Origin of the sequence: Cuniculiplasma thermophilum (genome assembly GCF_052315355.1) — an archaeon.
Taxonomy (GTDB): domain Archaea; phylum Thermoplasmatota; class Thermoplasmata; order Thermoplasmatales; family Thermoplasmataceae; genus Cuniculiplasma.
Genome location: NZ_JBLSDF010000003.1, coordinates 1 through 23,675, shown reverse-complemented (window position 1 = coordinate 23,675; position 23,675 = coordinate 1). Strand labels below are relative to the sequence as shown.

Sequence of the window (23,675 nt, the reverse complement as noted above, 5' to 3'; positions counted from 1 at the left end):
CATCTATCTCTCTATGCTTTTGATCAGATCCAGCAGCTTTTCCTTTTCCGGCATGGATTCAATTGCCCTTAAGAGATTTACACTGTCAACTAGCTTATCCTCCTCAGGTAATTCAAACTGGGCTTCCAGTCTAACCGCCATTATTTCCCTTAGGTTCACATTTTTCATTGACAGCAGGACTTCCATGCTCAATTTACACATATGTGAATACTCCTCATCATTGGTTTCCCTTGCAATCCTCTGGATCATCTCAAGAAATTTTTCTATCTGTTCCTCTTTCTTAAGTTTCAGGATTTCATCGTAAAATTTCTTAAACGCAGTCTTTCTGGTCTCATCATCCCCGTGCACAAGATCATCATAGTTTGTGTTCATAATGCAACATATGCTTGATGCATAATAAATAATTCCATTTTATTCACCCTCATGGAGAGGGTTTCTCCTCCTCTATCTTTTTGACTATACCTGAAACTCTTTCAGGAAGACCTCTTAATATTCTGTATGCCGGAAGTGAGATAAATATGGCACAGATTGCTGCAGCAGCCATTATATCTGGGAAATAAAAATAATTTGAAAGTATACTAAACATGGTTGCCATAATTGGAGAACCGCCAATGGAAAATATCATTGTCAGTGAATTGACTCTTCCCATAACTGAATCTGGAATCAGATGGAAAAATATTGTCTGAAGACCTATGTTTACAAATATTACGAATATTCCAAGCAGTATAGTCATAAGGATATCAATATACAGGGATCTGGATGTGGCTATAATCAATAGATAAAGACCTATGGGAATTATGAGCAAAGATATGATTCGTATGCTTGATAAGTAAGAAGAAATCTTTCCTGAAACCAGTGAACCAATAATTGCTCCAAATGGAAATCCAGCTATGAAAATGGAATAGTCCAAAGGCGGGTCATGTAGTATTATATGAATTAATCCGGAGCCAAAAACGTCAAGGGAAATAAACAGACCGTTGATTATTAGGGTTAGGAGAAGGAAATGCATCATAACGGCAATAATTCTGTAGGCTCCCTTAAATCCATATCTGTCAGTTGAATTTTTCCTATTCAGAGTTCTGCCAAAGCCGAATAGGGATGATAAAAGTGGAAGGGAGATCAGGGTGATCATCATGAACATTTGCGGAAAATAAAGAAGGACACCACCTGCTATGATTCCTGCAAGTTCGGAGATTGCGTTTGTTCCCTGACTCATGGAGACAGCAGACTGTATTCTGTTTTCCGGAACGATTTCCTTCATTATTGTATTGAAGGAATCGGAATTTACAATTGAAAGTACAGAGGAAATGAGCGCAACCATATAGACAACAACAAGAATCTGATGGAATATGAGAAACAGGTATGTTATTGCCGACAGAACAGCGGATATTCTAAAAACCATCCCACGATTGTATCTATCCAAAATGTACCCCTCAGGAATTACAATGATGAGATAACCAATAGCGGAAAGTGCAGGTATCAATCCGGCAAGAAATACGGAATTGTACTGAACAATTGTCTCCCATACGAAGAATATGTTAAAAATATAGAATGCCACCCTCATGAGATTTCTTCCAATCAGGTAGTTACGGAACTTTGTCCATTGAGGATAGTCGTGTAATTTTTTATTGATCATATAATTCTACCTTATACGTAAATTTATATCTTATATATAAATATTCACCAGTGAAAACTGATCACCTGGATGATTTATTTGAAATACTTTCAAGTCAAACAAAAAGTCAGATAATTGCATTGCTTGCAATTCAGGGAAAGATGACAGTAACACAGATATCAAAACACATTAAGACGAGCAGATCAAATCTTTACCAGTCAATCTCGGACCTTCAGGAAAAGGGATTTGTAAATCCTCCAGAGGTCATAGTTCAAAAAAATTATGTTGAAAAGTATTATTCACTGAATGAATCGGCATTTAACGAAACTTCACAGAGCGAGATGGATGACCAATTCAAAAGAATGAATCCGGAAAAAGCCAGAGAAATTCTTGCAACATTTCTTCTAACTCAATCCCTTACACTTCGTGTTATTGCACAGGAGGTGAGAAACTCCTCTAATGAAGAAATAAAGAAGATAGTTGAGGAAGGGATGGAGGGCAAGATGGTGGCTTCATTCAGCACACTTTCCGATGAACATTTTAAGAAAGGGATCACAAATCTGAAACCTTTTCTTGATTACGTGGGGAATCCCAAGAATTTCAATATTAACAAAAAAGAAAATGAGGATTCAAGAAATATGATACTAATACTGGCCCTACCTTCCTATCTGTTCGGTTCCCTGAAAAAAGAGTCAGATTAGATGTGTTTATTTTGTGGGGTTTGCAGATGCTGTGGACCGCTTCTTTTCGTGATCAGTCTTGCCACGGATTGAGGAGAATACACCTGCAATGAAAAGTATAAAGAAGCTGGCAAGAAGGGCAGAATGAATACCAACAACAAATTTTGAAGATATGCCACCCTGAAGATGGGTTGTCCCAAGGAATACTTCAAAGGCAACGTATCTGCTCACAGAGAGAGATGCAATTGATATTGCAATTATATAGCTCATTAGCGTCCCTATATTTGACAGCATCCTGAGGAGCCCGGAAATGGAACCGTAAAGTTCCTTTGTGGCACTTGACATAACTGCACTGTTATTGGAAGGCCAGAACATGGATGCCCCAAAACCGCTCACAAGGGAGCCGATGATAACCACGTATATGGGAGTGTTAACCCCAAGTAAAAGGTATGTAAGTATACCCATATCCATAATTGCTATGCCGATGGTGGCTATAAGACCAGTGCCCTTTCTATCGGCCAGTCTTCCCATCCTCGGAGCAATCAGGCTCGAAACTATGTATCCGGGAACCAGTAACAGTGAGGAATCAAGTGGAGAATAGCCCCGAACACCCTGAAGGTACATGATGAGAATAAAGAGAACAGAAAGATATCCTATAGCCTGTAGAAGAGAAGCCATGAGTGAAAAGGAAAGCACCCTGATCTTGAACGCCTTTATTGAAATGAGTGGATCCTTGACTCTGCTTTCCACGAAAACAAAGGGAATTATGAGAATCAGACCTGTTATGATCATCAACACGTAAAGTGTTGAAATCCCATTGCCTGCAATCTCCACTCCTCCATAGGCTATTAATAGGAGCATGGCAACCATAAGTGTGTTTCCTATATAGTCGATTGATACAGTTCTCTTCTTGCTGTCCCTTATGTACTTTAGGGAGTAATAGAAACCAAATAAACCAATGGGCACATTTATGTAGAAAATGTATCTCCATCCAATATAGGAAGTTATGACTCCACCAAGAAGAATGCCGAGAACACCTCCTATGTTCCATCCCATGGTCGTAAATCCAAAGGCCCGACCCCTCTCATGAGCCTCAAAATTATCTGCAATAATTGCGCTGCTGTTTGACTGCAACATTACTGCACCAAAGCCCTGAAAGCCTCTGGCACCTATGAGGAAATAAACATTGGGCGCAGCACCTGAAAGGGCTGATCCTATGATGAAAATAAGGAAGCCTATATTGAATATTCTTCCCCTTCCAATAATGTCCCCCAGCCTTCCGAAAAGGGTTGTGAATGAAGCCAGTATCAAAAGATAAATCAGAATTACCCAGATCGTATCGAGAAAAGGAGCCTTCAAGCTGGATGATATGGTTGGAAGCGCTATGATCACTATTGTGGTGTCTATTGCAGACATCAGCATTCCAATCAGGACGGCCGTCAGAATCAGATTCTTCTTTTCAACCATTTCTATCATCTTTTATATTGAATCTTACTTAATAATACAGAAAAACCGGCATTGAACCAATATCTGTTTTTCAAGTATAATTCAGGATTTTAAGACGATATTTAACACTATCTTATAATTAAGTGATAAATAGTAAGGTTCCTAAGTAAAATTTTTGATACCTTAATTTATCAGTCGCCTTGTTTTTTCATGAATTCAAGGGAATCCTTTAAAATCTTAATCTCGTCTGAGTAAGTTTTACCATCTATGGCACCATCTGCAAGTTTCAGATCAAGTGTTCTTATCTTCTCATTTATGTAGGACTCTGAAAGAATTATGTGGTTTTTCCAGATTGAATCGAGTTCCCTGTAAAATTTGGCCCCAGCTTCTGTTAAAAAATATTCAATTCTTGGTCTCCTGGAACCCATAAACCATTTCCTGTCAACAATTCCATACTTCACCATCTCCTTCAGATGCTTATCAATACCCTGCCTGGTTATGTGTAGAGTTGCGGCAATTTGATCGGGAGTCTTGGGCGTTCTTAGTATATGTGTGATCTCAACCTTTGCTGGGGAGGTCAGGATGTTAATATCAGAAATCATATCAATAGATCATTGAAAACATATTAAACTTTCATGTTCATATTATTAACTTTCAAGTTGAAATTATAAATGATAAATTTCAATGTATTAAATTTGTAGTTTTAAATATATTTATATAAATGCCACTGATAATCAAGAGATACCATGGATAGGGAAAGAAGTGAAAGATTAAGGAAAATGCTTGAGAATGGGGAGATAAGCCAGGAAATGTATGATGAGATTCTGAAGAGATGGAATCAATCAGGAGAGGGTGAGAAGGATGGCGGAAATGAAGAAAAGGAGAAGGAGGGTAGTACAGACAGATCTGACCGGGTGGAAATTTCAGGGTCTGGTAAATTTTCAGCAATATATTCCAAGAGCGTTAGTGTCTCAGGTTCCCTGACAGTTGAGGGAGATCTGGATTCTGAGGGACTGGATGTTTCAGGCGGGTGTATAGTTCATAAAAATCTCCTCTGTTCTGGCGTACTAAAATCTTCTGGTTCCATAAGAATTGAAGGAAACATGACAGCTGGTAATGTGGATTCATCAGGTTCTATTAGGGTCAATGGTTCAGTAAACTCAGGAGAACTGGAGCTTTCAGGGCTGTTGACCGCAAGATCACTTATCTGTACAGATGGGGAGATATCGGGATCAGCCAGAATAGAGGAAAAAATAGAGGCAAATACCCTTGACTGCTCAGGTTCCCTTACTGCAAAAACAATTAAGTGCACAACACTGAAATCTTCTGGTTCAACTAAATGTGAAAATATAGGATGTGAGGATGCATATATCCTTGGGAAGATAGAATCAAAATCAATCATCAGCAGAACATTCAATATGGAGATATATAACGCAAACAGCAATGTAGGTGAACTTCGAGCCGAAGTTGTAAATATAGAGGCCAGGAGAAGAAGATTTTTAGCTGGTGAGGCAAGTTTCCAAAAAATCATATGCAAAAAGGCCCAGATGGAATTTACCACAGCGAAATATGTCTATGGAGATGAAATTTTCATTGGAGAAGGCTGTAAGATAGATTATGTTGAAGCTAAGTCAATTACAGTCTCAGAAAAGGCTAAAGTGAAAGAAAAGAAAATTATTACGATGTGATTACCATGAATATTCTTATATTCCATAAATTTGCAGGTATTCCCAATCAACCGCAGGCGTCCTTAAATGAAATCAAATCAATTTCCTGTTTTGGGTGTATTATTTGCATCCGTTTATGTTGATTTGCTGAAACTTTGAGATGAAGTTTTTCCAAATTATATATACAGTGTTGAATAATCTTTACAAACGTTGAAGTATATTGAAATGAAATAGGAAAATAAAGCACATGAGGATTTAAATTTATTTCCTTCCTTTCCCACTTGGGTTATATATTATATCATACCCATCTGAGCCTATTTTTCGCAATGAAAGGAAAATATAAATATGGCAAAATTGTTTGTTTTACATGGAATTCAAAAAAATTAAGTGCGATCGTCATAATGATGGTAATTCTGTTCAGTTTTTCCTTCATTGTGGAGCAGGGCATTAATGGTTCGGGAACCAATGACAGAAATGGGAATCAAATTGAAATGGCAGGACCATCACTAATAAGCAATTCCCAGACGGTGGTAATACTAGTACATGGTTTTGAGCCTGGAGATACATCGGGAGCCCAATGCGCAGGCACATGGCATTCTGGAGTTAATATATACCAGCAGCTTGTGAATGCAGGTTATCTTGTGGGAAGTGTACAGTATTATGGTGAGTTTCAGATTCAGTTCAGTAATGGCTACATATTTACCGATTCCTCATTCTTTGGCACATCAAACACTCCAATCTATTCCATTGGAAATGAACTTGGAACTGCCCTGCAAGAGATATTTGAGGGTTCCAACTACAATGTTGATATGATTGGCTACAGTATGGGAGGCCTTGTTACAGCGTATGCACTTGAACATTACCATCTGACAAACATAAATCTGAAAAACGTTATATTTATGGCATCACCCTTTGATGGCTCTCCCCTTGCTGGCGTGGCACAGTGTCTTGGGTTGTCTGGTTATGCCGGAACAGAGGTGAATGAAATGGTTCAGGGCTCCAATTTCCTGAATGGTTTGGCGGTTTCCATTGGTAGTATGTACACAAATTACGGATCAACAGTGTGGACTGTTTATGCTGGAACATACGATCCATGGTGGGGTTATGTATTTTTCAGCGGAGCGAATGACGGTGTAGTTTCAGAGCATTCTGCCACATATTTCGGATATGATCATCTATACACATTTTCAGGGGATATACATACAGCATCACTTGATGATTTTACATGGTCGGGTATCAGTTACTTCCAGGATCAGTCCGTGGCGAACACAATTTTAGAAAATTTTGCAGGTAACTACTGATTTTAAATATTTACAATCCTTTCTTAAAGCACTTAACCTGTTTATCCAGTTTCTTGCATTATTAATACCCTACTATTTAACTTACGGCTTTTGAATTGGAATGCTGTCATAACTCTTGACTATTTTGCTCTATTTAAATTGAAAAAGTATAGAAAATAAACCTGTCAACTTAACTGAACCTTTTTAATGGTTTATTTATAACCATAATATATTGAAAGGATATTTTTCAAATGAAAAATAACAAGGATAATATAATTCTCTGACACAGGTATTTCATGTTTACTTCCTTTTATAGTCGATGAGAAGATGAAGAATAATATTTCACCTGGAAAGTGCCATTATTTTTGGAATGTTATTTCAGTAATATTTTTTACCTGATTGAAAATATGTATAGTCAGAGAATGTTTATTTATGCTCTTTGAAATCATAGTATTATGATAGATGCAAATTCCTCCAATCATTCCAACACCATCAAAAATAGTGTGGTGAACGAAGATTTCCAAATGGTGAACAATGAAGAGGAAGGTAAAAGATTCATAATTTCTATTGATTTTTCATCAAAGAAACCCTTATTTGAACAGATTGTGGAAAATATAGGAGAACTCATAGATTATGGAGAAATTAAATCAGGTACAGTTCTTCCATCAACAAGAAAACTTGCGTCACTTCTTGGTGTTAATTATCATACAGTAAACAAGGCCTATGAGGTATTGATAAGGGAAGGTTACGCAATAATGGAGAAGAGAAAGGTAATCGTTCTTAATAGGAAAAATATGGAAAAAGTTACTCCAATTAATGACAACTGGGAAATGAGGGCCAAAAATCTTGCAGTTGATGCCAGGTCAAGAGGTTATTCAAAGGAGGAATTTCTGGCTTCGTTGAAGAAAATATTTGAAGATGTTGAAAATGGAGAAAGTAAATGATTCACCAAATTTACATATACTATATCCTTGGACTGTTGCCTTTAATAATTATTTCCATGTTCTTTGCAATGACTCCCCTTATAACACCTCCTGAAATTCAATTTGGAATAAGAATAGGATCTGCAGATGCAAAATCCAGAAGCATCAGGTATATGAAGTATGAGTATGCAGTCCTGGAAATAGTTGGTGTTTCGTTTACAATTGCTGTTCTAACATATATTTTTGGCTTGAATTTAAGTGTGGAATTTTTTGGAATCTTCATATTCCTTGCCTTTTCGTGGATACTATATGGAATATTTAGGCTGAGGGTCAGAAACATTAAGAAAGTTTCAGAAAAACAAGAAGAGAGCGTAATAATGAATGCGGTAATACTTGATGAAACTGTAAAAGTGAAAAAGTGGGTAGGGGTTTTTCCCTGGATCGAGATTTTAATTCTCCTGATCACGGCATCATTTGTTAATCCCCATATTCATTACCTATTTCATCCCTCCCGGTTCCTTTCCTTATTACTGTTTCCCATAATTCTAACCTCAGTAATGGAGGTTATGGCATTCCTTATTCTCAGGGCATCTCCATTTCAAAACCCAAAATCTCCAGTTAAAAGTGCCTTACAGATGTCAAAGTTTAATCGTGCCAATTTCTACCTTATAATTTTAATATCGTTGATCATAAACTTCAATATAATACTGTCACCATATTTAATGTCAGGCATGAATGGGAGAGTCTATGTATATATTGATCTTTTATTTCCTTCATTTCTTCTCCTGGGCGTAATGATTATTGGATACAGATATGGTCAAACAGGTTGGAAATTGTTCCCTTGGGCGGTTGAAACCAGATCTGGAAAGATTTCCAGGGATGATGACAATCTCTGGATATTTGGTGTTATTTACCACAATAGGGAGGATCCAGCCATTCTTGTTCCAAAGAGATTTGGTTTCGGTTACACTCTCAACTTTGGAAATCCCCTTGGCCTTCTTCTGATTACCGCGATACTTATTGGAACTGTGTTAATTCCATATGCCTTATATTTTCCTTAAATATATAAGAAAAAGATTTTTTTCTTTAAACCTTAACAAGGCAATTATATTGGATCTATTGTTCACAACATCCCAGCGATTGTGAATCAAAGAGTTAGAAATCAAACGAATTAAAGATGAGACAAAAATCTTATGATTTTAAATCCAATACTGGCAGGAAATTTTGCCTAATAAAAACAGATTCATAATAGGATCACGATCCTTTTTGTCCTCTTTAGGGGCAACAGCTGCATCTACCTTTGTTGGAATTTACGCTGTGATTATAGGGGCAGGAGCTGCCGAAATGGGATGGCTCCAGTCATCTGTTAATTCCATATCCAACGGCGGACAGATACTTTGGGGAAAGTTAAGCGACAAGGCCGGAAGGAGGAAGGGTTTTCTTGCACTGGGTAGTCTGATACTTGCCATCCTCTGGTTTCTGATGCCTATGGCCTCTCAGCCTATTTACCTCATTATTGTCTATTCCCTAATTGCCCTTTTCGGATCCATGATCACGGTCAACTGGTTTTCCCTGATTGCGGATCTTTCTGATACAAGTGTCAGAGGTAAATTTTTGGCCTTTATCAATAACGTATCATCTGTTGGAACCATTATTTCATTAATAGCAATGATTTTTCTGTTCAATGGTAACTCTCACAGGGACATAGAAATACCATTTTATCTTGCAGCTTTAACATATGTCATATCTGCAATAATGATGATTTTCCTAAAGGAGGATAGACACAGGCCTCAGTTTAAGTATTCCATGATTAAGACACTTGGACACATAAGAGATGATGAAAATTTTTACCCCTATTTTAAGGCCACGAATATCCAGGGTTTCTTCTGGTCAATGGCGTGGCCAATGTTCCCTATTACCATTGTATCTCTTATGAATTTCAACCTCAGTGATGTTGCAATTCTCACTATAGTCTCCCTCAGCGTTTCCATATTAATAATGACCTTTCTCGGAAAGTACAACGACAAAAAGGAGAGACCACCCTTAATCTTCCTGAACAGGCTGATGCTGAGTTTAATCCCAATCTTCTATGCATTTTCCAATTCACTCTTCCTTTTTGTTCTTGTTGAGGTTTATTCAGGTTTCCTTGGGGCACTTCAAAATATAGTTATGAACTCATATCTTCTTGATGTAATACCCAATTTAAGAAGAGCTGAATATATCTCTATAATAAACGGCTTCAATGGTCTTGTTTACCTGCTTGGGGCACTCACTGGTGGGTATCTTTTGGAATTCACAGAAACTTTTCTACCCCTCGGAAAAGCACTAATGGTTGCTTATATTATTGTATTCCTTGGAAGATTTGGAACTTCATTTCTATTTTTAAAATTAAGAGAACCGGAGAAGAAAGGACGGACTCCCATTGCACTCTTTTCCATTTTGTACAGACAGAAGATGCCAGGAAATCCATCTGGTGGAACAATCAGAATGAAGGATTGAACATTCCTATTTGAAATCATTATAATCTATTTTCTTTGACGGATAACTTTTGAATTTTATTCTCATTACAAGCATTAGGGATGAAAGGATCGCAATGGTATAGAATAGAAGAAGTGTTGATTCATACACTGAAGAACTTTCCATTGATTCAATTATGGAAAAAAGGAGAACAACCAGTGATATTAACCCTGCTAACCTTAGTTTAAAAGAAAAGTTGGCCTTTACGAGAGATATGCCAGTGATTATATGAACTGTTACATATAACATACTGATAAAAACTGCAATTATGAGGAATGATGTATAGAAGCCCTCTGTGAGGTATGATACTGCCAGCACAATAGATGATAGAATAAGGAGAAAAAGACTAAGAATAAATCTTGTGGGTGTTTTTTCCATAATCCTGGAAAGGAATTCCTGTGACATTTGCAAAAGTGCATTTCCATAGGACAGAGTTAAATTAAATCCACTTATGAAGAGAAGAAGCATGAGGAAAATTATTAAAAAACTGCTACTTTTATCAGCCAGTCTATTGAAAAGATTTCCAGGATCAAGGCCGTACTGATATATTCCACTTCCAAGAAAAAGTGTGATTGCGAATGATGCCATAATTAATGAAAAACCGGTCATGAGATAGGATATTATCAATGGCTTTCGTATCCTTATTTTGCTTAAATCTGCATCCCTTTGTAGGAATATTCCGCTACCTCCACCTGAAAACATGAGTATTCCAACCATCACACCATCCCAGAAATTACCTGTAAAATATTCAGTTATTGGAGAATTTGAAATTACACCGTGGCTCGTGTATATCATGAACAGGGAGAGACCAATAATGCTTCCCACCTCAATTAAACCAAGAATTACTATGGGGGTGATTGTCCATCTAAGACCCTTTGATAAAAGAGCCATAATGACCACAAGATGAATAAATGAAAATGCGAAGTAAAAGTAGACTTTAAATGAATCTTTGAGAGAACTAAATGGAAATACAAAGGAAGACAGGAACATAATTATATTTGGGAGAACAAGAACTGAATAGAGAATGTATATTATTCCAGTGAAACCTCCAATTTTATTTCCAAGGATAAGTGAGGCATATGAGGCATATCCCTCATTGGAATGTGATATGCCCGTAAAAATGATGATAGGAAGCAGGGTCAGGAAGGAAATAGCAAATGAGACCATTGTAACTTCCGGAAGTGCCTTTCCACCATACAGAGCCATCAGTGGAAAAAGAGCAACAAAATCAAGAAAGGGACCAATGGATGAAAAAGATTGAAAAAGTACATGTGTGAAGGTAATTTTCATTGGGAATTACGAATACTTTCAAATAAATAAATTTTTATGTAAGTGAAGTAAACTTCACTATTTTCAACAGGATCAGAGAAATTCTTCCAGGTCAGCCTCTTCCAATTTTTTAATGGGCTGTTTTATCAATGATGTGTTAAGAACTTCATCTCTGGATTCATATGTAGGATCATTGCTCTCATAGAATATACCTATGAGTATTCTGTCTCCCCATTCCGCGGCTTTCTTAAATGCTGCCATAAGGTCTGAGGTATCATGCTTTTCATCCTCTAGATGGTAAACTCTCTTTCTGAAGAAGTCGAATGTGTTATCCTTGTTGTATGTAACACATGGACTGAAAACATCCACAATGGAGAATCCTTTGTGAGAAATTGCTCTCTTTATGGTTTCCACCATATGCTTTACGTCACCTGAAAACTCCCTGGCAACAAATGTGGCACCTGCTGAAAGAGCCATTGACAGAGGGTTTATAGGTGGCTCAATATTTCCGTCCGGAGTTGTCTTTGTTTTCATGCCAAGCATTGATGTTGGGGAGGCCTGACCGGTAGTCAGTCCAAATATCTGGTTATCTGAAACAATATAGGTTATATCCGGATTCCTTCTGGCACTGTGGTAGAAATGCTGTGTACCTTCATTGTATCCATCCCCATCACCACCATATGCTATAACAGTAAGGGCGGGATTGGCCCATTTTATGGCAGACGCAACGGGCAGAGATCTTCCATGTATGCCATGGAAACCATAGGCTCTTACATATTCAGGCATATTGCTTGAGCATCCTATACCCGAAACAATAACAGTATTCTCTGGAGTTATTCCCAGCTGAGACAGAGCCATCGGTATTGCCGTCAATTGGGCATAATTTCCACATCCTGGGCACCAGTCAGCCTTTACACTTCCCTTAAAATCATTCATTGTAACCATTTAAATCACTTCCCCAATTCCTTCTCAATTTGTGCCGCAAGTGCACCTGGGTAGAAGGATTCCCCATCGTATTTCGTAATGAGTCCGCCTGTTACTCCTATCTCTGACGATATGAGTCTTCTAAGCTGACCTGTATAATTATTTTCCACAAATATTACTTTCTTCTTTCCCTTTACCAGATTCTTAATATCTGGATTCACTGGATATGGCCTGTTCACCTCTATTGCCCCAATCTTAAGACCCCTGGATCTCAGGATATCGATGGCCTCTTCAACAGCTCCCTGCGTTGAACCCCATTGAATTATAACATATTCCGCATCATCAATTAGGTATGTTGGAGTTGGAGGTAACTCTTTCATGTAGGTTTCCAGTTTTCTCATTCTCTTTTCCATTATTTTTCTTCTGATTTCAGGGTCTGTGACTGCATCGCTTACTACGTCTCCCTTCTCGTCGTGTTCATCGGAATCTTCATTATGCATCAAGTTGGGTGTTCCCGGAAGAGCTCTCATTGAAATTCCGGTCTCTGTGTATGCATATCTCTTATAGTCCTTCTCATCACCTTTCGCTATTCCTGTTCTAACAACGTTTGGACTCAAATCCAGTTTTTCGATAGTTTCATAGTGTTCCGCAAGATACAGATCGACCATTAAGAATACGGGCATCTGGAATTTTTCAGCGAGATTAAGTGCTTCTCCTGCCATGTAATAGACTTCCTCGACATTTCTTGGGGAGAAGACGGCCTTTGGGAAATCCCCCTGAGAGGCCCCTATTACCTGGAACAGGTCCCCTTGCTCTGTTTTAGTTGGTAGACCTGTAGATGGCCCAGCTCTCTGAGCTTCATACACTACAAGGGGAACTTCCATTTCTGCTGACATACCAACAGCTTCAGTCATCAAGGCAAAACCTCCACCGGAAGAACCTGTCATTGCCCTGATTCCGGCATAATTTGCACCAATTGCCATATTTATGGCGGAAATTTCATCCTCAGTAATTTTAACAAATACACCTAGTTTTTTGCTATGCGCAGCAAGGTAATGTATTATGGAAGATGCTGGTGTCATTGGATATCCGAAATATGCTTTGAGTCCTGCTCTTACAGCACCCATTCCAGCTGTTTCTCCTCCAGATATAAGATAGAATTTCCTGTTCTGTGTTTTCAATTTTTTGTTTGATTTTCCGTACTTTTCCACAAAGGTATCATAACCTTCCTTTGCTGCCTTTACATTCAGTTCAGCAATATCACCTTTTCCGCCAAACTGATCCCTGATAACTCCGGCAAGAGTTTCAAAATCCATTGATAAATATCCAAAAACTGCCCCTATGGCAACCGTATTTTTCAGAAGAGTGTTTCTGCTATATTTCTGTGCAATTTCGCCAAGCGGTAGACCACAGTATTTCACATTGTCATATTTTTTAAAATCGCCAAGACCTGTATCATAGACTGCTATGCCATCCAATGGTGAAGCGCCACCCTCGTTTATTTCAGGGTTTGTGTGCCTTTCCAGGGCATCTTTGTTAAGTGCAATTAATATGTCAAGACCGTCACCCTGGTTTTTTACTCTTTTATCTGAAGCCCTTATCTGATACCACGACTGACCTCCTCTGATAATACTCTGATAATAGTTGTACGTTTGAACATGCAATCCATTTCTTGAAAAAACCTTGCCTATTATGAGCCCAGCGGACTGAACACCATCACCGGCTGCTCCGCCTACTCTGATGATAACTTCATTTTGATCCATTACAAATCACACACCATTATCTCATTAACCTATAAATTTTTTTAAAAAGAAAAACTACTATTTATGTAAATTTTTATTTTACTACTATGCATGGTAGTATTTAGAAATTCATGAAAACTATCCTAAGTTGTCGTTCCAAAAATTAAGGATCTTTAATTTGGTATAATCACATATAAGAATAAGAATCAGTCGAAGGTTCTTAATATGCACATTAATATGAAAAACAAGGGTTGTGAATATTGAAAACAAGAATTCCAAAAATTGTAATACTTTCTTTTGTGTTAGCAATGTGATCCCATTAAATGTTTGTAAGTAATATCTTGTAAAAAAAACATTGCAATGCAAAGGTTATGGCATAATCTCACAATATGTAAGAATGAAAGTTGTGATACAGGTATCAGAAAAAGAAAAAATCCCGATGGGAAATATTGTTGGAACGCATATATCAGTATTGAAGGATGTTGAAACTGTAGAGGTAGTGTTTCTGGAAAATGCCATAGTAGCAACAACCCACGAAGAGATGATAAAACCTTTACTTGAAGAGAAGAAGGCCATATTGATGGCATGCAAAACTTCCATGGAAATGAATAATATCAAACCGTCAGACCTGGTAAATGGCGTTTCACCAACACCTCAGGGCGGATTCATAGAAATTATAAGGAGACAGCAGGAAGGCTGGTTTTACATACACGTTTGATTTTAAAGTTCCCCCTGTCCCATTTATTCTTTGCTGTCAATAAGATTGGAGTGCAGAGTAAAATCAAAAAAATAAGAATGGTCAGGATTCCCATTTTATAAAAATCAGATCATCTTATTATTCATTTTTTATTTCATTGCTTGAAATTTTATGCAGGATTTCATCTGCTTTTTCGTCTGATGTTGGAGTTCTGATGGAAAAGGTTAAGACCTTTCCTATTGCGAAAAGTATAGCCGCAATGATTTTTTTCTTTCCACTATTCCTGATTCTGTAAAATTCAAGCAGACCCTTGAAATTTAACCTGTAGATAAAAATTATATCCCTTGTTATTAAAATTCTTCTTATAAACAGCTTAATTATTCCCCTTTCGTATCTTCTCTCCGTTGATATGTCAGAGGCAAATTCTGCCCTAAAAATATTTTTGGCAAATTCAGAATCTTCTGGGTCCTTTACAAATTTTCCAATTTTCTTAGCTATATTCCATATATATACGTCTTCTCCGTAATTAAAATCTGGAAAATTTCCCATCAATAGTATCAAAGACTTTGGAAAGAAACTCATAAGGGACCCCTTATCTTTTCCTGAACACAGAACGAAATGATCTCTGTAATTTTCCATTAAATACTTTATTTTCTGATTAAGTTTAAGGTAGAGAACATCAACGTCAAGAATTGAAATATAGTCATATCTGGCGTATTCTATCCCAATTTTTCTGCCCATCCCTCTTGAACATTTTCTCCGTATTACAGATATATTTTCTCTTTCATACTTTTTCAATTTTTCAAATGTCCCGTCTCTGGAAAAGTTATCCACAAATATTATCTCATAGGGAAAATCCAGACCTTCAAAGGATTTCATAAATGTATCCACGGTATCAACAGAATTGTAGGTAGTAACGCAAAAGGAAATCATTATGACACTTAATTGCGAGATTATCTTTAATCTTGTTCCATATGCCCTATGATCCTATGTTATAATCTTTAAAGATCAGGTATTAAGGTTTTTTATAAAGTATATTGAGGAATAAATGTTACCCTTGGCATCATACCATACAATTGTACCAATAAAGGTTAATAATGAAAAAAATTATATTCTTATGGTAAAAATCGTTGATGCTTTTATGAAACATCCTCGAATATTAAGGATTTTGATAATCCTGGTGATTTCTTCCCTTGTTATAGTTTCATCCTATGAATTCTATGACATCGAAAAAGTAAGCAGAGAAATAAAGAGTTTGGATGTTCAACCTGCACCCATAAACAATATAACCAAAAAACTGAATCTTTCAAACACATCTATTGGAACAAATTATTACCAATATGAAGGAAATAACATTCATCAATACGTCATAAATGCAACTGTTGGGAATTTTTCAGATAGATTGAACGGACAAATCATAGTGGACCCTTCGTACCATGATGGCACCTTCTTTGTCCCAATATCAAATATGACACTTTGCAACGGTGGCCTTGATGCAATTAATTCGACCACCGGCAAAATGGTCTGGAACATAACATTTCCAAATGAGGTTATGACGGAACCTCTTATAATAGGTAATGAGATAGTTGTAGGTCTCGGCAATAACCAGTTTCAGAGTCCTGATGTTAGAGGTACTGGAATTAACTACATTGCTGCATTAAACATATCAAATGGATCCCCCATCTGGCAATTCGGCACATACGGTGAAGATATGCCTACCCCGGTATATTATAACGGTCTGATTATAGAGCCCACCGGTGGCGGAATTGTCTATGGAATAAACGTAACTACGGGAAATCAGGTATGGAACACATATATAGGTTCCTTTGTAAGTATGTCATCACCTGCAATTTACAATGGTACCGTATACTTCGGTGGCGCAAATCCATACAATTTTTATGCCTTAAATGCACTGAATGGAAATATAGACTGGGAATACTGTACCAATGCCACATCTGGCCTTACAGACGGTTCTCCAGTTATAACACATGGCCAGGTAATAGATGGATATACTGTGGCAATGGGCGATAACATATACCAGGCCTATGTCATTTCATTCAACATTACAAGCGGTAATGTTGCTTGGATAACCTATGAAGGTACAGGAATTCAACCGGAATCACCTCCCATTGAAATACCCCCGCTGACCGCAAATGGAAATTTTGTGTTCAGTGAGCCAACCGCGCTTAAGGAATTGTTTGCAATTAATGTTACAAATGGACAAATTGCTTGGTTTTCATATACTGGGTATGATGATTCCAATGCGGCCATTGTTTGCAACCAGATAATTACTGTAAATCTTTCAGGTTACATGCTGGTCTTTAATTCCACCGGGTTTTTGAAGATGTCATATTATACAGGCGCAGTTGCCGGTCCGGGAACAGTAATTGTAATGAAAGACCACCTTGTACTGTTCGGAACCAATGGTGTTTTCGAGAGTATTCCATATATTAAATCAACAATTTTTATTAAATGATTCAATTATCATTTATAAATAGGAAATCAACTAAAGGGCACAACTATTAATGTATGATATCTCAATATATATTGGATGAAACAAAGAGTCATAAAAGATGCGTTTATACTTGATGCAGGTAGAACACCCTTTGGAAAGAGAAACGGAGAACTTTCAAGGGTTAATCCGGTGGATCTTCTTGGAAACCTATTAAAAGAAATTCTTGAGAGAAATCACATACAGCCAGATTACGTCGAGGATGTTATTGCAGGATGCGTTACACAAACTGGCGAACAATCTGCGAATATTGCCAGAAATGCGTGGCTTTCAGCGGGTCTCCCTGAGTCAGTTCCAGCTACGACCATTGATCGCCAGTGCGGTTCAAGTCTTCAGGCAGCCCAATTTGCAGCACAGGGAATAATGACAGGAAATAATAATATCAATATAGCGTGCGGTGTAGAATCCATGAGCAGGGTGCCGATGTTCAGTTCCATTACAAAGGATTCTTCTCCAATAACTGAAAATCTAAGGGAAAGATATTCCCTTGATAGGGAATGGTTTAGCCAGGCAAAGGGAGCTCAGATCATTGCAAATATGTGGAAGATAAGCAGGGAAGAGATGGATGCATATAGCCTTAGGAGCCACAGGCTTGCCGAAGAGTCTAGAAAATTCCTTAGTAAAGAAATCATACCAGTGAGTGTAAAAAATGGTGATATGACCACAATAATTGGACAGGATCAGGGAATAAGAAAGGATACAACCATGGAAAAACTTTCGTCACTGAAACCAGCTTTCACAGGCATTCCAGATATAACAGCTGGGAATTCCAGCCAAATCTCAGATGGAGCGAGTGCAACAATAATCTGTTCCCAGGATTTTCTTGATGAGCACAATTTGAAGGCAAAGGCAAAATTTTCCTCCTTTTCGGTTGTTGGTGTTGACCCAATTTCCATGCTTACGGGCCCAATTTATGCAACCGAAAAACTTCTGGATAAGGAGAATCTCACAATCGATGATATTGATCTCTTTGAAGTAAATGAGGCATTTGCCTCGGTTGTCATTTCGTGGTTGAGGGAAACAGGAGTTCCGCTGGAAAAGGTCAATATTCATGGTGGGGCCATAGCAATTGGCCATCCTCTGGGAGCCACAGGCGGAAGGCTCATTAGTACAATTGTAAACTCTCTTATGGATACTGGAAAAAAGACAGGACTAATAGCCATATGTGAAGGGGGAGGAATGGCCAATGCCTGTCTTATAGAACTTGTAAAATAATAATTCTGGAAGAGATAAAATTTTCATTTTGAATTATTATGTAAGGTTATCCTTACATAAAAGACAAAATTTTTAATGGAGGAATTAATGTAAGGAAGACCTTACGTGAATACCTCAAGGAAATACAAAGGAGTTTTCAGAAAATTTCCATATGCTTTTCATTTCCCCCTGATTGAATACTTTCAAATTATCCCTAAGGGGTGCATTTAGGATGCTTCCCAATAATTGGAAGGAAAATAGTGATTTATTTCCACTTACTGTTTCGTCCTTAAGCATACTTGTAGCAAGCTTCAACATTGCAACAATCTCCGTGGCACTTGGTCCTCTTGAAAATTATATTAATATTAACGGTCAGCAGGTGACTTATCTCGCCTCTGCAGTTCTCATAGGTGCCATTTTCGGAGCAGCATTCAGTGGTATAATCTCTGATAGATTTGGTCGAATCGGTATTCTTGCTCTTGACCTTCTTACATTTGTTGCTGCTGGAATAGGGTCGGCATTGTCCACAGAATTTTATGAACTTTTCCTTTTCAGGCTCCTTGTGGGTGTTGGAGTGGGAATCGATTACGTTGTCATTTTCGCATACCTTTCAGAAATTGAAGCTTCAGCTGGCCGCCATGGAACGAGACTTGCCCTTGTGATGTTCTTTGCCAATTTTGGAATCCTTCTTGCTTACGGAACGGGTGCAATCTTATCCTTATACTTTGGTTCAATATCATGGAGATATATTTTCATTGTGGGAGCTATCTTTCCCATAGCGCCCATAATATTAAGATTGAAAATTCAGGAGAGCGAAGAATGGAAAAGATTTCACATTCAGAGTATAAGATCCATATTCAGAAAATTCATGGAGAGAAAAAACAGCAAGGATGCACTCAAATTTTCTGTGCCATGGTTTCTCTATCAGATTAGCGATCAGAGCTTAACCCTATTTCTCCCAATTCTCCTTGTATCACTCATAGGTAATTCCTTTTATTCAGCCGATACGGGAAGTGTTATTGTCAAATTGTTTACAATACCTGCTTCCTTGATAACAGTAATAATCATTTCTAAAGTAGGTAGAAAATTTCTTCAGAGCACCGGTTTCTTTTTCAGATCCTTAATGCTTGGAATAATGGGGTTATTGTTAGTTGAAAATCTTGCGGTTCCTTCATATATATCCGTCCTTCTTCTCGGGGGAGCTTTCTTTTTTGGAGCCCTGGGTCCTGACAAAACAACGGTTATTGCACCAGCAGAATCATTTTCAACAAGTGTCAGGGGGACAGGACAGGGAATAAGTGAAATGTTTGGAAGATTGGGCGGACTCACTGGAGTTATTGCATATGGTTATTTGAGACTCCTAACTCCCGGTGCAGGACTAATTTTTCTATCCATAACCTGCGCCCTCGGTTTCATCACCACAGTTCTCTTCTTTGGATGGAAAATTGAGAAGGATCAAATAGCTCAGTAATAGAAAACACCATATATTCCTTTTATTACCATTCCTTTCCATTACTGCCTTCCCTGATTTTCAGTATCTGTTTACCTAATTTCATTTATCCCTGTGAGAAATTCTTAACAGAATTTAACAATGTTCAATTCAGGAAAGCTCCCTGTTATTATTCATTCTCTACAATTTCTGGATTCACTTTCATATTCCACTGTGATCTTTCCAGCCTATGAAATTACTTCATTTCATCTTAACTTGGTTACAATTCCCATTTCTGGACAAGTGATTACCAGTTATGCCCATTTGTGCATAATTTATTCAATGCTTTCTCTTATGTAAACCCTAATCCAAAAATATCCATATTCAAAATTCATTATCTCATTGCATTCTGAACCTCCAAGATGTTGTTGACTGGATTCTAATTCCAGAGATACCTGGATATCAAACTCTCTACACGTCTTTCAGGGGATATTATTGATTCAAAGAGGAGAAAATTTAGGATTAAACCAAAGTTTATTTGAATTTTCTTCATCCTCTAAAAATCTTAATCTGAAATGATCATGCAGTTGTGACGAAAATAAATTTGACACGACCCCCTAAAAAATAACTGAAAAACATTTTAAGATTGAAGATCATTGTTTTTTAGAATGAGAATGAATTTCAGCAGAGGTAGTCTGCTCATTGACGATATGGATAAAAAAATACCTGATTGGATTCAATATGATTCGAGAATTGGATCTTACAGAACTCTTGCATTCAGATACAGGGATATAAAAAGACTCTTTCCTGAGATTGAAGATCATGTATTTACTGATGAGACAGTTAATGTTTCGCACAATGAGAAGTTACGTTCATACCAGAGGAAAGCCATAGAAGTCTGGACAAAGAACGAATATGGTGGAGTGGTTGTTCTTCCAACGGCTGCTGGAAAAACCCACATTGGTATTGAGGCTATAAGTATCTTAAAAACAACGGCACTTGTGGTGGCCCCCACCATTGAACTTGTACAACAGTGGAGAAAAAGACTTGAGGATGCTTTTCACATTAAAATAGGACAGATAGGAGGTGGAATAAGGGAGATTGAGCATATTTCGGTTGCAACCTACGACTCGGCATATCTAATGGCAGAATCACTTGGAAACAGATTCAAGCTTCTCGTGGCTGATGAAGTGCACCATATGGCATCTGAAAGGTATCTGGAAATCGGAAAGATGTATGCATCTCCATACAGAATAGGTCTGACAGCCACCTTTGAGCGTGTTGACATGCTTCATGAGGATCTTGAAAGGTACATGGGTGGAAAGATATTCGAACTGGGATATGATGAACTGAGTGAATACCTTTCCAATTATGAAATCGTACGAATCCCAGTTGAACTTGAGCAGGAGGAAGAAGAAGAATATGAAAAAAATCATGAAATATTTGTTTCCTATCTCAGGAGACATCGAATAACCATGAAAGGCCCGTGGGACTTTCAAAAATTCATAATGTCATCATGGAATCCGGAAGGGAGAGAGGCCCTAACAGCATGGAGAAAAGCCAGAAAGGTGGCGTTCAACGCAAGGGTGAAGAAGGATATTGTGAGATATGTGATGAATAAACATAGAGGAGAGAAGACACTCATATTCTCCGACGATACAGAATCAGCATATATGATCTCAAAGGAATTTCTCATTCCGTGTATAACATATCTCACCCCTGGCCCGGAGAGGAAATTATACCTTGATATGTTCAGAAATGGAGAGGTCAGGGCATTGACAACTTCAAGAGTTCTTGATGAGGGCATTGATGTACCCGATGCATCTGTTGGCATAGTACTGAGTGGATCAGGAAGTAGCAGACAGTTCAGGCAGAGGCTTGGAAGGATACTGAGACCAAGCCAGGGAAAGAGGGCAGTTATGTACGAAATTGTTGCCAAGGGTACTTCTGAATACGGTACCTCAAGAAGGAGGAGAAAAGGTGTTCCCATCTCAGTTAATGATGATAAGGAAGAATAAGTCAGGCATAGCAAGAAGCGTACTGCTTGATATATCCAGCAGCGATTACGCCCAATCTGTAATGGAAGTTCTTAGGGAAAGCACAGGATCAACTTACGAAGAAATTGAAGAGAGGATAAAGGATCTTGAACTCAGGTCTCAGAACCCAAAAATTGTGAGAGGGATATTCACTGTAATTTCAAGAGAATGTACTTTTTACTCCTATTCAAAGATTCCACCCAGCGTCTTGAGAAAAAGAGTATTCTCGGATCCAGAAACCCCTGTAATTTCACCCGAATCGAGAGAAAAACTTTTGGAAAAGATAGGCCGGGAATTAGGGATAAAACCTGAGGAGATCGAAAAAAATCTTTATGGTGATCTTGATTCTGAAAAGGTTCTTGAAAAGATTCCGCAAATGGATACGGACATAGTAATAAGAAAATTTAATCTGGAACAGGTTGAAACTGCACTTATGCGGGCATCTTCCATTGACCTGAAAATGGAACATTCGGATCCTGCACTTCTTCGCTTTCTTGGAAGAATAGGATTGCTTTTCTCCTTAACCCGTGATGATCATATTACGACACTTAAAATATCCGGGCCAACTTCTAACGTAGGAAAAACTGAGAGATATGGCCCACTATTTGCCCTGTTCCTCAGAAGACTGCTCACACTGGATGGCTGGGAGGCAGAAGCCGAATTAGAACTTGGAAAAAAAAGAGAAAAATCAACATACAGATATTTTTTCAACAGCGCCCTCAGAGATATGCTTTATATCCAAAACTATTCATGGGAAGAACTCCCGGAATTCGTTAGTGAGGATGTTAAGGGTACCCTCGTTGATGGAAAACACTATTTTGCGGATTATATAATAAAAGTCTCAGGAGATTTTGCTTTGGTGATCATATCAAGGCCAATCAATCTTGAGGAAAATCACTCGCTTGCCAGAATCCTTAAAAATGGAGGAAAACAGGTATTTGTGTTCACTTTACTCAGGAATAATGAGAAATGCCCATCCGGGGAGAAGTGCTTCAAGAACAGAGTTGACTGGTATTCGGTTAAGGAATATATTGAAAAAGTAAATGGGAAGAAAGAGAGGATCATTGAGAAACACGGAAAAGAGGAAAGAAAGGAAAATAACACAGAAAAAAGGACGGTAAGCACTGATGTAATAAGGCATCTTGAGGACCTATATCCCGATTCCTACTCAATGGTAGATTATCTTGAATTCATGGGTCTTGATCCATACAGCGTCCTTTCAAATCTTGGCTACAAAATAAAGTGGAGGGGACTCAGAATTGAGGTTACAGGAAAAGAGACGTGAATTTGAATTTTTCATATCCCGTAGGAATATTTTTCCTATGTTCTCTGGAATTTATTTTCCCCAATAATTATTATTTACTGATCTTCTTTTTGAACTTCTCCAACCCTAAAAGATTCATTACAGAGAATATGACCCCTGCTGTTATGGATGCGGCAAGAGATAATGATATACTGAAACACACAAGGTACAAATGGCTGAAGAATTATTATGATCTGTCAGAAAGGGAAAGGGATCGTCTCATGTCTGTCAAATCTCTCGATCTGCAGACATCACATGCATATCACTTCAAAGGTTATGGCACCTTAATTTTAGCATTGCGGAATCATATCTGATGAAATGGATATCATGGGCATACAGATCAAGGATGCCCGATATAATCAGGCTTGGAAAAACCATAAAGAGACATCTCAAGGGCATCCTTGAGGCCATAAAATCTGGAATAAATTCAGCTGTTGTTGA

Annotated in this window: 22 protein-coding genes; 14 read left to right on the top strand and 8 right to left on the bottom strand. The window is 38.0% G+C overall.

The window, feature by feature from the left end; genetic code table 11:
- Positions 1-3 precede the first annotated feature (3 nt).
- Positions 4-372, bottom strand: a complete 369-nt coding sequence (locus tag ACNF42_RS00895; RefSeq protein ID WP_443337870.1) for a hypothetical protein — start codon at positions 370-372, stop codon at positions 4-6.
- Between the two features lie 49 nt (positions 373-421).
- Positions 422-1,636 (bottom strand): MFS transporter, encoded by a 1,215-nt coding sequence (locus ACNF42_RS00890; protein ID WP_443337868.1) that lies wholly within the window; start codon positions 1,634-1,636, stop codon positions 422-424.
- Between the two features lie 50 nt (positions 1,637-1,686).
- Here ACNF42_RS00890 and ACNF42_RS00885 point away from each other — a divergent pair, with 50 nt between their 5' ends.
- The gene (locus ACNF42_RS00885; RefSeq protein WP_443337866.1) at positions 1,687-2,316 is read left to right on the top strand and encodes a winged helix-turn-helix domain-containing protein; all 630 of its coding nucleotides are present in this window, start codon (positions 1,687-1,689) and stop codon (positions 2,314-2,316) included.
- Between the two features lie 6 nt (positions 2,317-2,322).
- On the opposite strand, the gene ACNF42_RS00880 is transcribed toward ACNF42_RS00885, so the two are convergent.
- Positions 2,323-3,762, bottom strand: a complete 1,440-nt coding sequence (locus ACNF42_RS00880) for an MFS transporter (RefSeq protein WP_443337864.1) — start codon at positions 3,760-3,762, stop codon at positions 2,323-2,325.
- Between the two features lie 170 nt (positions 3,763-3,932).
- Positions 3,933-4,343 carry a winged helix-turn-helix transcriptional regulator gene (locus tag ACNF42_RS00875; protein ID WP_443337862.1) on the bottom strand — a complete coding sequence of 137 codons (411 nt, stop codon included), beginning with the start codon at positions 4,341-4,343 and terminating at the stop codon, positions 3,933-3,935.
- A gap of 144 nt (positions 4,344-4,487) precedes the next feature.
- Between ACNF42_RS00875 and ACNF42_RS00870 the strand changes: the two genes are divergently transcribed.
- From ACNF42_RS00870 to ACNF42_RS00850, 5 genes are all read left to right on the top strand, one after another.
- Positions 4,488-5,429 (top strand): bactofilin family protein, encoded by a 942-nt coding sequence (locus tag ACNF42_RS00870; protein ID WP_443337860.1) that lies wholly within the window; start codon positions 4,488-4,490, stop codon positions 5,427-5,429.
- 305 nt (positions 5,430-5,734) lie between these two features.
- Positions 5,735-6,709 (top strand): esterase/lipase family protein, encoded by a 975-nt coding sequence (locus tag ACNF42_RS00865; RefSeq protein WP_443337858.1) that lies wholly within the window; start codon positions 5,735-5,737, stop codon positions 6,707-6,709.
- 434 nt (positions 6,710-7,143) lie between these two features.
- A complete protein-coding gene (locus ACNF42_RS00860) occupies positions 7,144-7,632 on the top strand; it encodes a GntR family transcriptional regulator (protein WP_443337856.1) in 489 nt (162 codons plus the stop codon).
- A complete protein-coding gene (locus tag ACNF42_RS00855) occupies positions 7,629-8,672 on the top strand; it encodes a DUF5808 domain-containing protein (protein WP_443337854.1) in 1,044 nt (347 codons plus the stop codon). Before ACNF42_RS00860 ends, ACNF42_RS00855 begins: the two co-directional genes overlap by 4 nt.
- A 163-nt stretch (positions 8,673-8,835) precedes the next feature.
- A complete protein-coding gene (locus ACNF42_RS00850; RefSeq protein ID WP_443337852.1) occupies positions 8,836-10,110 on the top strand; it encodes an MFS transporter in 1,275 nt (424 codons plus the stop codon).
- 6 nt (positions 10,111-10,116) lie between these two features.
- Here ACNF42_RS00850 and ACNF42_RS00845 read toward each other — a convergent pair whose 3' ends face one another.
- From ACNF42_RS00845 to ACNF42_RS00835, 3 genes are all read right to left on the bottom strand, one after another.
- Positions 10,117-11,418, bottom strand: coding sequence for a hypothetical protein (locus tag ACNF42_RS00845; RefSeq protein ID WP_443337849.1), 1,302 nt, complete (start codon positions 11,416-11,418; stop codon positions 10,117-10,119).
- Between the two features lie 72 nt (positions 11,419-11,490).
- Positions 11,491-12,342, bottom strand: coding sequence for a thiamine pyrophosphate-dependent enzyme (locus tag ACNF42_RS00840; protein WP_443337847.1), 852 nt, complete (start codon positions 12,340-12,342; stop codon positions 11,491-11,493).
- Positions 12,343-12,347: 5 nt separating this feature from the next.
- Positions 12,348-14,084, bottom strand: a complete 1,737-nt coding sequence (locus ACNF42_RS00835) for a 2-oxoacid:acceptor oxidoreductase subunit alpha (RefSeq protein ID WP_443337844.1) — start codon at positions 14,082-14,084, stop codon at positions 12,348-12,350.
- Positions 14,085-14,418: 334 nt separating this feature from the next.
- On the opposite strand from ACNF42_RS00835, the gene ACNF42_RS00830 reads away from it, so the two are divergent.
- Positions 14,419-14,781 carry a DsrE family protein gene (locus ACNF42_RS00830; protein WP_443337841.1) on the top strand — a complete coding sequence of 121 codons (363 nt, stop codon included), beginning with the start codon at positions 14,419-14,421 and terminating at the stop codon, positions 14,779-14,781.
- A 117-nt stretch (positions 14,782-14,898) separates the two neighbouring features.
- Here the strand turns inward: ACNF42_RS00830 and ACNF42_RS00825 are convergent, their stop codons facing one another.
- Positions 14,899-15,693: a glycosyltransferase family 2 protein gene (locus tag ACNF42_RS00825; protein WP_443337839.1), complete on the bottom strand. Its 795-nt coding sequence runs from the start codon at positions 15,691-15,693 to the stop codon at positions 14,899-14,901.
- A 184-nt stretch (positions 15,694-15,877) separates the two neighbouring features.
- Between ACNF42_RS00825 and ACNF42_RS00820 the strand changes: the two genes are divergently transcribed.
- From ACNF42_RS00820 to ACNF42_RS00790, 7 genes are all read left to right on the top strand, one after another.
- A complete protein-coding gene (locus tag ACNF42_RS00820) occupies positions 15,878-17,236 on the top strand; it encodes a PQQ-binding-like beta-propeller repeat protein (RefSeq protein WP_443337837.1) in 1,359 nt (452 codons plus the stop codon).
- Positions 17,237-17,311: 75 nt separating this feature from the next.
- Positions 17,312-18,487, top strand: a complete 1,176-nt coding sequence (locus ACNF42_RS00815; protein WP_443337835.1) for a thiolase family protein — start codon at positions 17,312-17,314, stop codon at positions 18,485-18,487.
- Positions 18,488-18,698: 211 nt separating this feature from the next.
- Positions 18,699-19,937 (top strand): MFS transporter, encoded by a 1,239-nt coding sequence (locus tag ACNF42_RS00810; RefSeq protein WP_443337833.1) that lies wholly within the window; start codon positions 18,699-18,701, stop codon positions 19,935-19,937.
- 626 nt (positions 19,938-20,563) lie between these two features.
- Positions 20,564-21,913, top strand: a complete 1,350-nt coding sequence (locus ACNF42_RS00805) for a DEAD/DEAH box helicase family protein (RefSeq protein ID WP_443337831.1) — start codon at positions 20,564-20,566, stop codon at positions 21,911-21,913.
- Positions 21,876-23,216: a DUF790 family protein gene (locus tag ACNF42_RS00800; RefSeq protein WP_443337828.1), complete on the top strand. Its 1,341-nt coding sequence runs from the start codon at positions 21,876-21,878 to the stop codon at positions 23,214-23,216. Before ACNF42_RS00805 ends, ACNF42_RS00800 begins: the two co-directional genes overlap by 38 nt.
- A gap of 89 nt (positions 23,217-23,305) precedes the next feature.
- Positions 23,306-23,548 (top strand): transposase, encoded by a 243-nt coding sequence (locus ACNF42_RS00795; protein ID WP_443337826.1) that lies wholly within the window; start codon positions 23,306-23,308, stop codon positions 23,546-23,548.
- Positions 23,548-23,675: transposase (locus ACNF42_RS00790; RefSeq protein WP_443337946.1), on the top strand; the 128-nt coding region annotated here is incomplete at its 3' end. The genes ACNF42_RS00795 and ACNF42_RS00790, both read left to right, overlap by 1 nt.

Coding starts and splice junctions, on each gene's coding strand:
- ACNF42_RS00895 (WP_443337870.1), bottom strand. CDS start 372: ATGAACACAAACTATGATGATCTTGTGCACGGGGATGATGAGACCAGA.
- ACNF42_RS00890 (WP_443337868.1), bottom strand. CDS start 1,636: ATGATCAATAAAAAATTACACGACTATCCTCAATGGACAAAGTTCCGT.
- ACNF42_RS00880 (WP_443337864.1), bottom strand. CDS start 3,762: ATGGTTGAAAAGAAGAATCTGATTCTGACGGCCGTCCTGATTGGAATG.
- ACNF42_RS00875 (WP_443337862.1), bottom strand. CDS start 4,343: ATGATTTCTGATATTAACATCCTGACCTCCCCAGCAAAGGTTGAGATC.
- ACNF42_RS00870 (WP_443337860.1), top strand. CDS start 4,488: ATGGATAGGGAAAGAAGTGAAAGATTAAGGAAAATGCTTGAGAATGGG.
- ACNF42_RS00865 (WP_443337858.1), top strand. CDS start 5,735: ATGAAAGGAAAATATAAATATGGCAAAATTGTTTGTTTTACATGGAAT.
- ACNF42_RS00860 (WP_443337856.1), top strand. CDS start 7,144: ATGATAGATGCAAATTCCTCCAATCATTCCAACACCATCAAAAATAGT.
- ACNF42_RS00855 (WP_443337854.1), top strand. CDS start 7,629: ATGATTCACCAAATTTACATATACTATATCCTTGGACTGTTGCCTTTA.
- ACNF42_RS00845 (WP_443337849.1), bottom strand. CDS start 11,418: ATGAAAATTACCTTCACACATGTACTTTTTCAATCTTTTTCATCCATT.
- ACNF42_RS00840 (WP_443337847.1), bottom strand. CDS start 12,342: ATGGTTACAATGAATGATTTTAAGGGAAGTGTAAAGGCTGACTGGTGC.
- ACNF42_RS00835 (WP_443337844.1), bottom strand. CDS start 14,084: ATGGATCAAAATGAAGTTATCATCAGAGTAGGCGGAGCAGCCGGTGAT.
- ACNF42_RS00825 (WP_443337839.1), bottom strand. CDS start 15,693: ATGATTTCCTTTTGCGTTACTACCTACAATTCTGTTGATACCGTGGAT.
- ACNF42_RS00820 (WP_443337837.1), top strand. CDS start 15,878: ATGGTAAAAATCGTTGATGCTTTTATGAAACATCCTCGAATATTAAGG.
- ACNF42_RS00815 (WP_443337835.1), top strand. CDS start 17,312: ATGAAACAAAGAGTCATAAAAGATGCGTTTATACTTGATGCAGGTAGA.
- ACNF42_RS00810 (WP_443337833.1), top strand. CDS start 18,699: ATGCTTCCCAATAATTGGAAGGAAAATAGTGATTTATTTCCACTTACT.
- ACNF42_RS00805 (WP_443337831.1), top strand. CDS start 20,564: ATGAGAATGAATTTCAGCAGAGGTAGTCTGCTCATTGACGATATGGAT.